We start from the raw sequence: 15105 nt of genomic DNA, 5'->3' as shown, positions 1-15105 counted from the left end.
AGAATGTCCAGACAGACCACTGCTCCTCTTTTGATTCCTCACAACTCGAATACCGCAATCCACTTGCAGGCCGACGCTCTGCACAAAGGCGCGACAGAAATCAGCGAGGCCGATATCCAGGCGTATGTGCACGCGCATCCCGCCTGCCTTCCCATCGAGGAAATCGACGCGATCTTCTCCGGTGCCGTGTCCATATGTCGCGAGCTATATACGAACGCCGGACCCATCGACGTCTTCATGGTCACGCCTTCTGGATTGCCCGTGCTGGTCGAATGCAAGCTATGGCGCAATCCCGAAGCGCGGCGTGAAGTCGTAGGCCAGATCCTCGATTACGCGAAAGAGCTCAGCCGCTGGTCCTCGTCTGACTTGCAGCGAGCGGTAAAGCAGTGCCTGAAACGTGACGGAAACCCACTGCTGGAGATGGTGCGCACCGTCGACCCGGAAGTCGATGAGATCAAATTCAATGATGCGCTCACCCGGAACCTTCGCCGTGGACGGTTCCTGCTTTTGATCGTCGGCGACGGCATACGCGAGGGCGTTGAGGCAATCGCAGAGTATCTGCAGGCGCACGCCGGGCTACATTTTTCGCTTGGTCTGGTCGAGATGCCCATCTACGTCATGCCTGACGGCGGACGGCTGATCGTGCCGCGTGTCCTCGCTCGCACCACTTTGATTACGCGGACCGTCGTGATGGTGCCTGAAGGTCACACACTTGACGATATCGCGGAGGGCGAGGACGAGGGCAACGTTGATCGGTCGGCACTTTCGGAAGAACAGCAGAGCTTCTGGACGGAGTTTCTTGGCGTCCTGAAGCTCGACGATCCTGAGCAGCAGATACCGAAACCCGCGCGGCAAGGTCATATCGGCTTCACGCTGCCGGTGCCTGATGGAAGCGCGTGGATCACTGTGTATCGCGATCTGCATCGGCATACGGTCGGCGTATTTCTTTCTTTCAGCCGGAATACCATCGGTGAGCGCGCGGCGCAGACCATCATCGAAGACTGGGATTCTGTGAGGGCCGAGTTGGGCGGAAGCGCCGAGATTGTCGACAAGGATTCCCGGCTTTACATCAGAGACCGTCGCGAATTCGGACCGTTGAAGCAGGCCGAGGTGCGTAAGGCGGCCTTCGCGTGGTTAGCGGAGCGCACGAATACCTTTGTGAACGTGTTGCGTCCACGCGTGCGGTCGGCAGTGGCGGATGAAAAGGCGTCGGCCGAATGAATTGCGCCATCACTCCGGCGGCCTCACCACCAGAATCGGCAGATGACTATGCGTCAGCACCTTCTGCGTCTCGCTTCCGAGCAATAGGCCGCGAATTCCGCCGTGGCCGTGCGAGGCCATCACGATGAGATCGCAGTGCCGCGACTTCGCCGTATCGAGGATCACTTCATAGGGATGCGATCCCGTGGGCGCCTCGGTATCGCACTCCACGCCTGCCTGTACCGCGATATTGCGGAGATTTTCGAGGTAGACGCGAGCGCGCGCCTGATCGGCGGCCTGAACCTCGTCCTGATTCGCGCCCGCCATCTCGGCGCTATAAACGGTCATATGAAACGGCCGCATCATATAAAGACCGGTGATGCGCGCGCTGTTCTCCTTGGCGAGCGCAACGGCCATGCGCACCGCCGCCTCCGATAGCGCGGACCCGTCCGTGGGAACCAGCAAATGGTTGAACATGATGACGTCCTCCGGTTCTCTGGGGACACGAAAGAGAGAGTCGAACCGACGATTCCAGTATAGGCGAGTTCTAGCGACCCATCGCCGCGATAGCCTCCTCGTCCAGACGCACGGACATGACAGGCGCTTCGGGCCCCACGTGCGACAGCTTCATCAGACGCGGCTGCAGCAGCAACGCCACGAGACCGCTCCAACCCGTCTGATGCGAAGCGCCGACACCGCGCCCGCTGTCGCCATGAAAGTACTCGTGAAAGAGGATGAGATCCTGCGAGCGCGGATCGGCTTGCAGCATCGGATACGCGGCCATCACGGGACGCTTGCCCTCGGCGTCTTTCAGGAAGAGCGTGCTGACGCGCCGCGAGAGGTCGTCGGCAATCTCGCTCAGCGAATGCATCTTGCCCGAGCCCGTCGGATGTTCGACGCGAAATTCATCGCCATAGTAGCGATGAAACTCGTACAGCGATTCGATCAGCAAATAGTTGACCGGCATCCAGATCGGTCCACGCCAATTGGAATTGCCGCCGAATACACGCGAATCCGATTCCGCGGGTAGGTACCTGATGCAGACCTTCACGCCATCGTGATCGAAGATATAAGGTTTCTCGCAATGCACGCGAGACAATGCGCGCACGCCATAGTCGGAAAGGAATTCGCACTGATCGAGCGTGCGCCGCAGGAGCGCTTTCATGCGATGTCCGCGCAATAGCGAAAGCAGTGTGGTGTTGCCCTTGCCCGGCTCGGTCCAGCGCGAGACGAGCTTCGCGAGATTCGGCCGATGATCGAGAAACCACGCGAGCCTTTCGCGCAGTCCCGGCAAATCGCCGTACACGCGCTCTTCGAGCACATGCACCGCGAAGAGCGGTATCAGCCCGACGATGGATCGAATGCGCATGGGCACGCGCGTGCCGTCCGGCAGATGCAGCACGTCATAGAAGAATTCGTCGCTGCGGTCCCACAAGCCCGTGTTGCAGCCTTCGCCGCAACTCACCGCTTCCGCGATATACAGGAAGTGCTCGAAGAACTTCACCGCGATCTCGACATACGACTCGTTGGCCATCGCGAGTTCGAGACCGATCTGCATGAGGTCGAGCGCATACGAGGCCATCCACGCGGTGCCGTCGGCCTGATCGATGCGTCCGCCCGTCGGCAGCGGCTGCGAGCGGTCGAAGATGCCGATGTTGTCGAGCCCGAGAAAACCGCCCTGAAAGATGTTGCGGTCGTCGGCGTCCTTGCGGTTGACCCACCAGGCGAAGTTGAGCAGCAGCTTGTGGAACATCACTTCGAGGAAAGCGTGATCGCCGATGCCGGTCATCTCGCGATCGAGTTCGAACACTCGCCATGTCGCCCACGCGTGAACGGGCGGATTCGCGTCGCCGAAGGCCCATTCGTAGGCGGGCAATTGCCCGTTCGGATGCATGTAGCGTTCTTTCACGAGCAGCGATAACTGCTTCTTCGCGAAGTCCGGATCGATCGTCGCGAACGCGACCGCATGGAACGCGAGATCCCACGACGCGTACCACGGGTACTCCCATTTGTCGGGCATCGATACGATGTCCCCGTTGCACATATGCCGCCAGTCCGCATTGCGGCCCTGTCGGCGTCCTTTCGGCGGGATGGGCTGGCCCGGATCGCCGTCGTGCCAGCGCGTGACGTCGAACTGGTAATACTGCTTCGTCCATAACATGCCCGCGAGCGCCTGACGCTGCACGAGACGCGCATCGGCTTCATCGATATCGTGTTGCAGCGTCGCGTAGAACTCGTCGGCTTCCGCCAGGCGTTGCGCGAAAAGCTGCGCCATGTCGAGCGGCGGATCATCCGAAACCGATGCCGGACGCCAGCGCAGATACATCACGGAGCGTTCATGCGGTCCGAGTTGCAGACACGCATGCGCGGCGCTGCGCGTGCCATGATCGCGCCGGATAGCGTGATCGTCGCCTTCGACGAGATAGTCGTTGAAGCCGTCCTTGAAGGGGCCCGCGCCCTCGATGCCGAAGATGCGACGAACGTTCGTTTCGTTCTCGCAGAAGAGCCATTCGATTGGGGTCTCTGCCGAGGCCGTCACCAGCATCGCGCCCTGCGACGGATTGTGCGCGACGACGCGCGCGCCTTCCCGCGCATCCTGCTCCAGGGTCAGCGAAGGCTTGCCCCATTTGCTCGACCACGACCAGCGGTTGCGCGCCCAGAACTGCGGCAGCACATGAAGCGTCGCGGCCTCGTCCGCGCGATTTTCGACGGTCACGCGCATCACGACATCATCGGGCGTGTGCTTCGCATATTCGATGCAGACATCGAAGTATCGATCGTTGTCGAACACGCCGGTATCGAGCACTTCGTATTCGGGAAGCTCGGGGCCGCGCCGCCTGTTTTCGTCGATGAGCTGCTGATACGGATACGCGTCGTGCGGATACTTGTACAGCATCTTCATGTACGAATGCGTCGGCGTGCCGTCGAGATAGAAGTACAGCTCCTTCACATCCTCGCCGTGATTGCCTTGCTCGTTCGTGAGGCCGAAGAGCCGTTCCTTGATGATCGGATCGCGCCCGTTCCACAGCGCGAGCGACACGCACCAGTCGAGCGGGTCGTTGCCGAATCCGGCGATACCGTCCTCGCCCCAGCGATACATGCGGCTGCGCGCATGGTCGTGCGGAAAGTAATCCCAGGCGGTTCCGCATTCGCTGTAATCCTCGCGGACCGTGCCCCATTGACGCTCGCTCAGATACGGTCCCCAGCGTCGCCACCGGTCGAGTTCGGCGCCATGCAGGCGAGAGCCTTCCCTGGTTTGCAGCAGATGGATTGCGCGTAGCGGTGGCATGCGACCTCCGGTCCGGATGACCATCCAATATGTTCGATGCGCGGCTTTCCGATGATAAGCGAAGTGAAAAAAAGCGCGGCGATTGCCGCGCAGCAAAAACTCATCGATCCCGTTTCATCGCGTTCCCGCGCTTCTCAGCGAGATTCCGTCCGGATGAGGATTCGCGTCGTTCATGTCTTCTGGTAGGAGATTGCCGTCCGCGAGCCGCCGGTCCGCTTCCGCGATCTCCGGATAACGCTCCGGATAGAGATGCCGTTCGCTGACGGCGGCATCGAAGGTGCGCGACCATTTGGCGATCACGACGGTCGCGAGGCTGTTGCCGATGGTGTTGCAGGTCGCGATCGCCATCGACATGAAGCGGTACACGCCGAAGATCAGCGCGAGGCCTTCGACCGGAAGGATGCCCGTCGATGTGACGGTCGCGGCGAACACCACGAACGATCCGCCCGAGACCGTGGCCGCGCCCTTCGACGTCAGCAGCATCAGCAACAGAATGCCGATCTGATGGTCCAGCGTGATCGGCACGCCGTACGCATGCGCGATGAACATCACGCCCATCGACATGAAGATCGACGTGCCGTCGAGATTGAACGCATAGCCCGTAGGCAGCACGAGCCCGACGGTCTGCTTCGCGCAGCCGAGCCGTTCGAGCTTGATCAGGAGACGCGGCAATGCGCTTTCCGAAGACGCCGTGCCGAGCACGATGAAGATTTCGTCCTTGATATAGCGCAGAAAGCGCCACAGGCTGAAGCCCGCGAGCTTCGCTATGATGCCCATCACCACGACGATGAACAGCGCCACCACCGCATAGAAGCTCACCACGAGTTGTGCGAGCGCGACCAGCACCGCCGTGCCGTTGCTGCCCACCGAATACGCGACCGCGCCCAACGTGCCGAGCGGCGCGAGCTTCATCACGAGGTTGATGAACGAGAACAGCACCTCGGAAACGAGATCGAGCCCTTCGTTGATGCGCACGCGGCGGCGCTCGGGAATAGCGAGAATGCCGATGCCGACCATCACCGCGAGCACGACCACCTGCAACAGCTCGCCTTTCGCGAACGCGCCGATGAAGTTGTCCGGCACCACATGCATCACGAACTCGGTGAAGCCTTGTGGCGCAGCCTTTGCGGCCGTCGCGGGCACGGCGCCGACAGCGACGGAAGTCATCGCCTTGCCCGTTTGCAGCAGATTGCCCGCGAGCAGGCCGACCGCGAGTGCGATCGTCGATACGACTTCGAAGTAGACGATCGCTCTCCAGCCGACGCGCCCCGCGCTCTTCACATCGCCCGCCGACGCGATGCCATGCACGATCGTGAGAAACACGAGCGGCGCGACGCCGGCCTTGATGAGCGCGAGAAAGATATCGCCGAGCACCTTCAGTTGCGCGCCGAACTTCGGAAAGACAAAACCGACCGCAATGCCGATCGCGAGCGACAAAAGCACCTGCATGCCGAGCTTGCGATACCACGGCAGCTTCTTCGGCGGTGCGACGGTCGTGTCGTCGTGTGATGCGGGTTCGTTATGCATCGCATGCTCCTCCATGTTCTTTACGTTCAGACTTCGCTCGACAGCGCGATGGCGCGATCCACCATCTGCGGCGCGAGACCGAGATAGTTCGCGGGATCGGTCATGCGCTCGATCGCCGCGCGGTCGAAGTGCTTCGTCACTTCCGGCAACGCCGCGAGCGCTTCCGCGAGCGTGCCGCCTTGTTCGTTCACCGTGCGGCATGCGTCGTACACGATGTCGTGCGCCTGCTGACGTCCGGTGTAAGGGGCCATGCCCATCATCACGGCTTCCGCCACGATCAGGCCGCGGCTGATGCCGAGGTTGTGCTTCATGCGCGCTTCATCGACGATCAGGCCGCCGAGCATGAACTTCGCCTGATGCAGGGCACCCGACGTGAGAATGAAGCTCTCGGGAATCGCGATCCATTCCGCATGCCACGGGCCGGTGGCGCGCTCGAAGTCCTGGATCATCGCGTCGACCATCAGGCCCGCGTGCTGCCGCACTGCTTTTGCCGCGGCCAGCATGAGCTCGCTCGAAATCGGATTGCGCTTTTGCGGCATGGTGCTGCTCGCGCCGCGTCCTTTCACGAAGGGCTCGTACACTTCCGCGAATTCCGTCGACGCCATGATCATGATGTCGATTGCGATCTTGCCCAGCGAGCCCGTGACGAGCGCGAGCAGGTTGACCGCTTCGGCGAAGCCGTCGCGCGCGACATGCCAGGTGGTTGCCGGCAAGCCGAGCTTCAGTTCTTCGGCGAGCGCCTTCTGCACCGCGAAGCCCTTGTCGCCGAGCGATGCCAGCGTGCCCGCCGCGCCCGCGAACTCGACGACGGCCACGCGCTCGCGCATCTGCGCGATGCGTTCCTGATGGCGATCGAACATCGCGAGCCAGATCGCGACCTTGTAGCCGAACGTCACGGGCAGCGCCTGCTGCAAATGCGTGCGGCCGGCCATCGGCGTATCGCGGTGCTTCTTCGCCAGGTCCGCGAGAATCGCCCGCAATTCGCGTATGTCGCCGTCGATCGATTCGAGCGCATCGCGCACTTGCAGCGCGACGGCGGTATCCATGATGTCCTGAGTCGTCGCGCCCCAATGCACGTAACGTCCGGCGTCGCCGCACATGGCGACCATCTGATGCACGAGCGGCAGGATCGGATAGCCGACGATGTCCGTTTCCTCGCGCATGTGATCGAAGTCGATGCGCTCGATCTTCGATTCACGCGCGATCACTTCGGCGGCTTCGGCCGGAATCACGCCCGCGCGCGCCTCGGCTTTCGCGAGCGCCACTTCGACATCGATATAGCGCTGCACCAGCGCGTGATCCGAGAACAGCGCGCGCATTTTCGCGGTGCCGAACGCGTCGCGAAACAGCACGGAATCGAACACGGTGCTGGCCAGGGGAGAAACGGAACTCGTCATGTTGACCTCATGCGGAAGCGGAATTGATCGGGGCAGGACGGACTTATATGTCCGGACATATTCAGACTAATATGTTCGAACATATCGGGCAAGCTATGATTTACCCTGACCACCGAAAAATCACCGCCAAAGCAGCAATGAACAGACCGCATTTCGCCGATATCGCGCGCGAGTTGACCGAAGGCATCGCGTCGGGCCGCTTTCCTGTCGGCTCCTATCTGCCGACCGAACTGGAACTTCGCGACCACTATCAGACGAGCCGGCATACCGTGCGCGCCGCGCTGCACGAGTTGCAGCAACTGGGCCTCGTGTCGCGGCGCAAGAATGCGGGCACGCGTGTCGAGTCGATGCAGCCGCGCAACGACTTCCGTCCGTCGCTCGCGTCCGTCGACGATCTTGTGCAGTTCGGCTCCGAGCACTTGCGTCTCGTGCAATCGACGCAGCACGTCGAGGCCTCGGCGAAACTCGCGAAGACCTTGCGTTGCGCGCAGGGCACGCCGTGGCTGCGCGTATCGAGCCTGCGTATTGATGGCGACAAGGACAGCCCGCCCGTCGGCTGGACGGACGTGTATATCGATCCGGCATACGACGACGTCGCCGAAGCCGCGAAGGAGAATCCGGATACGCTCATCAGCTCGCTGATCGAAGCGCGCTATGGGCGCTGTATCGACGAGATTCAGCAGGACGTGCGGGCCATCAACGTGTCGGCGGAAATGGCGAGGCGTCTGCGCGTGGAGGCGGGCACGGCGGCGCTGGAGATCGTGCGCCGCTATCTCGATGCGAGCGGCGCGACGTTCGAAGTGTCGGTCACGGTGCATCCGGCGGAGCGCTTCTGCGTGTCGATGCGGCTCAAGCGCTCGCCGGGCTGACGCGTCTTTCGCGATCCGGGAACGCCGTCTTTCGACGTGACATCCAAGCCGGTATCCACAACGGAATGCCGGGAGACGTCACATGAAACTCATCCACGCCGCATTGAGCGCGATAGTCGCATTCGCAGGCATCGCGGCTCATGCGCAAAATGCCGGACCGACCGATCCGCAGATCGCGGCTATCGTCGTGACGGCCAATCAGGTCGATATCGACGCGGGCAAGCTCGCTGAATCGAAGACGAAATCAAACGACGTGAAGGCGTTCGCGCAGCAAATGGTCACGGACCATAGCGGCGTCAACAAGGCCGCGACCGATCTCGTGAAAAAGCTCAACGTCACGCCCGAGGACAACCCGACGAGCCAGAGCCTGAAGCAAGGCGGCGACGCGAATCTCGCGAAGCTCAAAGCGCTTTCGGGCGGAAGTTTCGACCGGTCGTACATCGATCACGAGGTCGCCTATCATGAAAGCGTGCTCGATGCGCTCGACAAGACCTTGATTCCAGGCGCGCAAAACGAAGAACTGAAGGCGCTGCTCGTCAATGTGCGGCCCGCATTCGTCGCACATCTCGAACACGCGCGACATGTGCAGGCGGAACTGAAAAAGAGCGGAGCGTGAGATGCGCTGGCTTCTTTGCGTAGGCGCGCTCGTTTTGTGTGGCGAGGCGAGCGCCGCGACGTATGTCGTCGTGATCGAGCAAATGCGTTTCGAGCCGCCTGTGTTGACCGTTGCGCCCGGCGATCGCATCGTGTGGGTGAACAAGGATTTGTTTCCGCACACCGCGACCGCCGATAAAGCGGTCTTCGATTCGCACGATATTTCGCCCGATGCGTCGTGGAGTTATGTCGCGCGCGAGGCGGGAAGCTATGCGTATTCGTGCAGGCTGCATCCGACGATGCACGCGACACTGAACGTTCGATAGAGACGACGATGAGCGACACCGCACAAACCCTCGTTGCCGACGACGATCTGAGCATTGCACGGCGCATCGTCGCGGGCGATCGCGCGGCGTTCGATTTGCTGATGCGTCGGCATAACCGGCGTCTGTATCGCCTCGCGCGCGCGACCTTGCGCAACGATGCCGAAGCCGAGGACGCATTGCAGGACGCTTATTTGCACGCGTATCGGTCGATGAGCCAGTTTCGCGGCGACGCGCAACTTTCCACGTGGTTATCGCGACTCGTGCTCAACGAGTGTTTCGCGCGCATCCGGCGTTCGGCGCGGCGTCAGAATGTGATTCCGATCGTGGATGCGCCCGATTGGGTCGAACAGGCTGAAGCAATGACCTCGCACGAAAATTCCGCGCCCGACGATGCGCTCGCGCGTTCGCAGGTTCGGGCACTGCTCGAACGCAAGCTCGACGCATTGCCGGAGCTATTTCGCATTGTGTTCGTGCTGCGTTCGATCGAGGAGATGACGGTCGAAGAGACGGCGCAGTGTCTGAACATTCCCGAGGCGACGGTGCGCAGCCGGCATTTTCGCGCACGCGGCATGTTGCGTGAATCGCTGGCGCAGTCGTTCGATCTCGCCGAACGCGACGTGTTCGAATTCGGCGGCGCGCGGTGCGATCGGATTGTCGAGCGGGTGCTATCGAAACTACGCGATGGCGGCGTTTGATGACAATAAACAGGGCGGCTGCTTGCGCAATAGCGGGAATCGTCATGCTAGCGGGCATTTCGGGCGCTGAGGCAAGGACGATCAAGGTCATATCCGGAACTTATGGCGCGAATTGCGGCGCCGCGAACGGCAACGCGACGCACGATCTGACGCTTCAGTGCGATGGGCTCGATACGTGTCAGTACGTGCCGGACAGAAAGCGCATCGGCGATGCGACGCGCGCTTGCAGCAAGGATCTTCAGGCCGACTGGCGCTGCACGGACAGCGAATTCCATACCGCGATGCTCAGCCCCGAAGCGGGCACGAACAGCACGCTCGTGCTGAGCTGCGTCGAACAAAACGGACCGGGGCATTGAGCGGCCCTAGGTTGAGCCTATGACCGGCAAAGTTATCTGATATTTGCGCGCTTTCCGGACAGGCATTCAAATAGAGGTTAGGTCAAGCCTCTTTCTGAGAGCTTGTCATTATTCGGAGACGCAAGTGAAGATTCTTGTCCCAGTCAAGCGCGTGGTCGATTACAACGTGAAGGTCCGAGTGAAGTCGGATAACACGGGCGTCGATATCGCCAACGTGAAGATGTCGATGAATCCGTTCGATGAGATCGCCGTCGAAGAAGCGGTGCGGTTGAGGGAAGCGGGCGTTGCAACGGAAGTTATCGCCGTGTCGTGCGGCGTGACGCAGTGTCAGGAGACGTTGCGTACCGCGCTGGCCATCGGCGCGGATCGCGCTGTGCTGGTGGAAACGTCGGAGGACTTGCAGCCTCTGGCCGTCGCGAAGTTGTTGAAGGCGCTGGTCGACCAGGAGAAAGCTGATTTGATCATCCTCGGCAAACAGGCTATCGACGACGATTCGAATCAGACTGGTCAGATGCTTGCGGCGCTGGCAGGCCTGCCGCAGGCGACGTTCGCATCGAAAGTCGTGGTCGCGGATGGCAAGGCGACTGTTTCGCGTGAAGTCGATGGCGGCGCGGAGACGCTTTCTTTGAAGCTTCCCGCAGTGGTCACCACTGATCTGCGCCTGAACGAGCCGCGCTACGTGACGCTGCCGAACATCATGAAGGCGAAGAAGAAGACGCTGACGACGGTGAAGCCCGCCGATCTGGGCGTCGATGTTACGCCGCGTCTGAAGACGCTGAAGGTTGTCGAGCCACCGAAGCGCAGCGCGGGCATTACGGTGCCGGACGTGAAGACGCTGGTCGAGAAACTGAAGAACGAAGCGAAGGTAATCTGATGACGACTCTCGTTATTGCGGAACACGACAACGCATCGATCAAGGCAGCGACGTTGAATACGATTGCGGCTGCGTTGAAGATCGGTGGCGATGTGCATGTGCTGATCGCCGGTTCGAATGCGCAGGGCGCGGCGGATGCGGCGGCGAAGATCGCGGGCGTCGCAAAGGTGCTGCTCGCCGATGCGCCTCAACTCGCCGACGGCCTGGCTGAAAACATCGAAGGCATTGTGCTGAACATCGCGAAGGACTATACGCATATCTTCGCGCCGGCTACGGCCTACGGTAAGAACATCGCGCCACGCATCGCAGCGCATCTGGATGTCGCGCAGATCAGCGATATCACCGCCGTCGATAGCGCAGACACGTTCGAGCGTCCGATCTACGCGGGCAACGCCATCGCAACAGTTCAATCGAGCGATCCGATCAAGGTCGTCACCGTTCGCGCGACGGGTTTCGATCCGGTTGCGGCCGAAGGCGGTAACGCTCAGATCGAAAAGATCGAAGCCGCAGCCGACGCAGGCATCTCGCAGTTCGTGAGCCGTGAAGTGACGAAGCTGGATCGTCCGGAGCTGACGAGCGCAAATATCATCGTGTCGGGCGGACGTGGCCTCGGCAGCGGCGAGAACTATACGAAGACGCTCGAACCGCTCGCGGACAAACTCAACGCGGCGCTGGGCGCATCGCGCGCGGCAGTCGATGCTGGCTATGTCCCGAACGACTATCAGGTCGGTCAAACCGGCAAGATCGTCGCGCCGCAACTGTACGTGGCGGTCGGCATCTCGGGCGCGATTCAGCATCTCGCGGGCATGAAGGACTCGAAGGTCATCGTCGCGATCAACAAGGATCCGGAAGCGCCGATCTTCAGCGTGGCCGATTACGGTCTCGTCGGCGATCTGTTCACGATGGTCCCCGAACTGGTCAACGAACTGTGATGCAAACGCCCGCCAAGTCGCATGCCGATCGATATCGTTCGTTCCTGTTCGTGCCGGGCAATCGCCCCGAGCGTTTCGCGAAGGCGCTGGAAAGCGGCGCCGACGCGATCATCATCGATCTGGAAGATGCCGTCGCGCCCGCGAGCAAGGACGAGGCGCGCGATGCCGTGGCCGCATGGCTCTCGCCCGAGCGTCCCGTGCTGATTCGCGTGAATGCGCGCGATACGCCGTGGTTCGATCGCGATGCGCAACTGGGCAAGCTGCGCGGCGTGGCGGGCATCGTGTTGCCGAAGGCGGAAAGCGCCGCGGATATCATCGCGCTCGTCTCGCGCACGAAGAGCAGAATGCCCGTGTTTCCGCTGATCGAAAGCGCGAAGGGCATGTTCAACGCGCTAGAGATCGCGAAAGCACCGTACGTGCATCAGTTGATGTTCGGCACGCTCGATTTCTGCGCCGACATGAACATGGCCACCGATGACGATGTTCTCGATCCATTCCGCGCGAATCTCGCGATGATATCGAGGGTCGCGGGCATCGGCGCACCGATCGACGGCGTGACGCCCGCTATCGACGACGAACACGCGTTGAAGCACGAAACGCTCAATGGAAAGCGCCGTGGCTTCGCGGGGAAGCTGTGCATCCATCCGAAGCAGGTTCGAACGATCAACGCATGTTATGCGCCGAGCGAGTCCGAACTCGCGTGGGCAAAGCGCATACTCGATGCGTTCTCGAATGCGAACGGCGCGGCCATCGCCGTCGATGGAAAAATGGTGGACCGGCCAGTCGTGCTTCGCGCGCAAACAATACTCGAAGGCGCACGCGCATAGTTCATGTGGACCCGCGAGTTATAGAATAGGCGACCGGCGCCGGACATTCACGCGCGCGCCTGTCATCGACTCTCGCCATTCCACATGGACGTCCGCCAGCTTCGCTACTTCGTCAGCATCGTCGATTACGGCAGTCTCGGCAAGGCGGCGGAAAAGCTATTCGTCGCACAGCCTTCGCTCAGCCAGCAGATGGCGCGGCTCGAAGAAGAACTCGGCGTCACGCTCCTTCTGCGCAGCAATCATGGCGTCACGCCGACCGCCGAAGGCGATGCCCTCTATCGCCATGCGCGTCTCGTGCTGCGCCAGATGGAACAACTCAAGCAGGAAGTGACCAAGGGCGCGGGCGCCGAATCCGGCACGGTGGCGGTCGGCTTGCCGACGACGATGGCCTCCGTGCTCGCGGTTCCGCTATTCGAGCGCATCCAGGATCAATACCCCGGCATTCGCCTGCAATTCTTCGAAAGCATGAGCGGCTATCTGAACGAGCTGCTCGCCAATGGCCGGCTCGATCTCGGCATCCTGTTTCGCGAATCGGATACACCCGGCATCACGGCCTTGCCCGTGCTCGATGAAACGCTTTATCTGTTGGGCGATCCGGGCGGCGATATCTCGCCGCGCGCATCGACATGCCCGCTCGCCAAGCTTGCGGGCGTCAAGCTCGTCGCGCCCGGCGCGTCGAACGGCTTGCGTCTTTTGATCGAGCGCACGTTCGCGAGCGAGAAGGTCGAATTGAATATCGTCGCGGATATCGACTCGTTGCCCGCGCTCTTGCTGATCGCGAATTCGGGCCGTGCCTGCACGATTCTTCCTTCATCGGCAATCGCGCAATGGAACGAGGCGCTCTTGCCGAAGATGCGAAGAATCGTCGAGCCGACGATCAGGCGGCCAGCCAGCATCTGCTGGCCCAATGGCGCGCCGATGAATTCGGCGACGGTCGCGGTGCGCGAGACGCTTATCGAGTTGATCGCGGAGCATATCGAACACGATAGCTGGCAAGGCGTGACGATGCGCAAGCGGGGACCGCAAGCCTAGATCGCGTTCGCCGCGCGCAAGCGCTCGATGGCTTTATCGTCGAGGCCGAGCTCGCGCAAGACCGCAACGGTGTGCTGGCCGAGCGCGGGCACGGCGTCCATGCGCGGTTCATCGGCGCTGCCGAGTCCCGGCGGATAGAGCGCGGGAATCGCACCGGCCGGCGTTTCGACGCGTGTCCAGCGATGCCGCGCTTCGAGCTGATCGTGCTTCCACACATCGTGCATGTCGTTCATACGCGCATTGGCAATGCCCGCTTCCTCCAGCCGCTCGATGACTTGTGCGGCGGTCAGCGAAGCGAACGCATCGACGATGATGTGCGTCAACGCTTCGCGATGCTGCGTGCGACGGCTGTTCGCGCAGAAGCGTTCGTCGTCCTGAAGCGCGGGCTGGCGAATCACGATCTCGCAGAACTTCTTCCATTCGCGCTCGTTTTGCAGACCGAGCATGACGGTCTTGCCGTCTCCTGCCTGGAACGGGCCATAAGGAAAGATCGTCGCGTGCGATGCGCCCGCCTGAGGCGGCGGCGTCTGCCCGTCGATCGCGTAGTAGAGCGGATAGCTCATCCATTCGACCATGCTTTCGAGCATGGAGATGTCGATTCGCTTGCCGCGCCCCGTCTGCCCGCGCTCGATGAGCGCCGCGAGGATGTTGGTGTAGCCGTACGTGCCGGCGGCAATATCGGCGATCGAGCAGCCTGCCTTCGCGGGTTCGCCTTCCGAGCCCGTGATGCTGAGAAAGCCGGATTCGCTTTGAATCAGCAGGTCGTAGGCTTTCTTGTCGCGCATCGGGCCGTCCGAACCGTAGCCCGAGATATCGCACACGATGAGGCGCGGATAACGCACCTTCAACGTGTCGTAGTCGAGCCCGAGCCGTTGCGTCGCGCCGGGTGCGAGATTCTGCACGAATACATCGGCATCGGAGAGCAGCTTGTGCACGACATCGAGCGCTTCAGGATGCTTGACGTCGAGCGTCACGCTTTCCTTCGAACGGTTCGTCCACACGAAATGCGATGCGAGCCCGGACACGCGTTCATCATAGTTGCGAGCGAAATCGCCTGTTCCGGGCCGCTCGATCTTGATCACGCGCGCGCCCAGATCGGCGAGCTGACGCGTGCAGAAGGGCGCGGCTATCGCATGCTCGAACGTGACGACCTTGATGCCTTGCAGTGGACGCATGATCGGCCTCCT

Annotated in this window: 15 protein-coding genes; 10 read left to right on the top strand and 5 right to left on the bottom strand. The window is 61.5% G+C overall.

Annotation, left to right across the window (positions count from 1 at the left end):
* Positions 1-3: 3 nt before the first annotated feature.
* Positions 4-1221, top strand: coding sequence for a hypothetical protein (locus ACEN42_RS28730; RefSeq protein ID WP_371883879.1), 1218 nt, complete (start codon positions 4-6; stop codon positions 1219-1221).
* A 9-nt stretch (positions 1222-1230) separates the two neighbouring features.
* On the opposite strand, the gene ACEN42_RS28725 is transcribed toward ACEN42_RS28730, so the two are convergent.
* The 4 genes from ACEN42_RS28725 to ACEN42_RS28710 all read right to left on the bottom strand — a co-directional run bounded on the left by ACEN42_RS28725 (position 1231) and on the right by ACEN42_RS28710 (position 7413).
* The gene (locus tag ACEN42_RS28725) at positions 1231-1677 is read right to left on the bottom strand and encodes a universal stress protein (RefSeq protein ID WP_035501348.1); all 447 of its coding nucleotides are present in this window, start codon (positions 1675-1677) and stop codon (positions 1231-1233) included.
* Between the two features lie 70 nt (positions 1678-1747).
* A complete protein-coding gene (locus tag ACEN42_RS28720; protein ID WP_371883878.1) occupies positions 1748-4489 on the bottom strand; it encodes an MGH1-like glycoside hydrolase domain-containing protein in 2742 nt (913 codons plus the stop codon).
* A gap of 114 nt (positions 4490-4603) precedes the next feature.
* Positions 4604-6016 (bottom strand): cation:dicarboxylate symporter family transporter, encoded by a 1413-nt coding sequence (locus ACEN42_RS28715; RefSeq protein ID WP_371883877.1) that lies wholly within the window; start codon positions 6014-6016, stop codon positions 4604-4606.
* Positions 6017-6042: 26 nt separating this feature from the next.
* Positions 6043-7413 carry an adenylosuccinate lyase family protein gene (locus tag ACEN42_RS28710; RefSeq protein ID WP_371883876.1) on the bottom strand — a complete coding sequence of 457 codons (1371 nt, stop codon included), beginning with the start codon at positions 7411-7413 and terminating at the stop codon, positions 6043-6045.
* Between the two features lie 137 nt (positions 7414-7550).
* Here ACEN42_RS28710 and ACEN42_RS28705 point away from each other — a divergent pair, with 137 nt between their 5' ends.
* The 9 genes from ACEN42_RS28705 to ACEN42_RS28665 all read left to right on the top strand — a co-directional run bounded on the left by ACEN42_RS28705 (position 7551) and on the right by ACEN42_RS28665 (position 13918).
* The gene (locus ACEN42_RS28705) at positions 7551-8282 is read left to right on the top strand and encodes a GntR family transcriptional regulator (protein ID WP_371883875.1); all 732 of its coding nucleotides are present in this window, start codon (positions 7551-7553) and stop codon (positions 8280-8282) included.
* Positions 8283-8364: 82 nt separating this feature from the next.
* Positions 8365-8898, top strand: a complete 534-nt coding sequence (locus ACEN42_RS28700) for a DUF4142 domain-containing protein (RefSeq protein ID WP_371883874.1) — start codon at positions 8365-8367, stop codon at positions 8896-8898.
* A 1-nt stretch (position 8899) separates the two neighbouring features.
* Positions 8900-9202, top strand: coding sequence for a cupredoxin family copper-binding protein (locus ACEN42_RS28695; protein WP_371883873.1), 303 nt, complete (start codon positions 8900-8902; stop codon positions 9200-9202).
* Positions 9203-9210: 8 nt separating this feature from the next.
* Positions 9211-9897 carry an RNA polymerase sigma factor gene (locus tag ACEN42_RS28690; RefSeq protein WP_371883872.1) on the top strand — a complete coding sequence of 229 codons (687 nt, stop codon included), beginning with the start codon at positions 9211-9213 and terminating at the stop codon, positions 9895-9897.
* A gap of 44 nt (positions 9898-9941) precedes the next feature.
* Entirely contained in the window at positions 9942-10253 is a 312-nt protein-coding gene (locus ACEN42_RS28685) for a hypothetical protein (protein WP_371883871.1), read from the top strand.
* Between the two features lie 124 nt (positions 10254-10377).
* Complete coding sequence (locus ACEN42_RS28680; protein ID WP_371883870.1) at positions 10378-11127, top strand: electron transfer flavoprotein subunit beta/FixA family protein; 750 nt, start codon at positions 10378-10380, stop codon at positions 11125-11127.
* On the top strand, positions 11127-12059 hold the full coding sequence (locus ACEN42_RS28675; protein ID WP_371883869.1) for an electron transfer flavoprotein subunit alpha/FixB family protein: 933 nt from the start codon (positions 11127-11129) through the stop codon (positions 12057-12059). Before ACEN42_RS28680 ends, ACEN42_RS28675 begins: the two co-directional genes overlap by 1 nt.
* Positions 12059-12886 (top strand): CoA ester lyase, encoded by an 828-nt coding sequence (locus ACEN42_RS28670; protein ID WP_371883868.1) that lies wholly within the window; start codon positions 12059-12061, stop codon positions 12884-12886. Before ACEN42_RS28675 ends, ACEN42_RS28670 begins: the two co-directional genes overlap by 1 nt.
* 84 nt (positions 12887-12970) lie before the next feature.
* Complete coding sequence (locus ACEN42_RS28665) at positions 12971-13918, top strand: LysR substrate-binding domain-containing protein (RefSeq protein ID WP_238211146.1); 948 nt, start codon at positions 12971-12973, stop codon at positions 13916-13918.
* Here ACEN42_RS28665 and ACEN42_RS28660 read toward each other — a convergent pair.
* The gene (locus ACEN42_RS28660) at positions 13915-15093 is read right to left on the bottom strand and encodes a CaiB/BaiF CoA transferase family protein (RefSeq protein ID WP_371883867.1); all 1179 of its coding nucleotides are present in this window, start codon (positions 15091-15093) and stop codon (positions 13915-13917) included. The two genes, ACEN42_RS28665 and ACEN42_RS28660, sit on opposite strands and share 4 nt — an antisense overlap.
* Positions 15094-15105: the final 12 nt, after the last annotated feature.

The sequence above is a fragment of the Caballeronia sp. S22 genome (assembly GCF_964261745.1).
GTDB classification, from domain to species: Bacteria; Pseudomonadota; Gammaproteobacteria; order Burkholderiales; family Burkholderiaceae; genus Caballeronia; species Caballeronia jiangsuensis.
The sequence above is the reverse complement of the archived record's forward strand: the minus strand, read 5'-3'. Positions and strand labels throughout refer to the sequence as shown.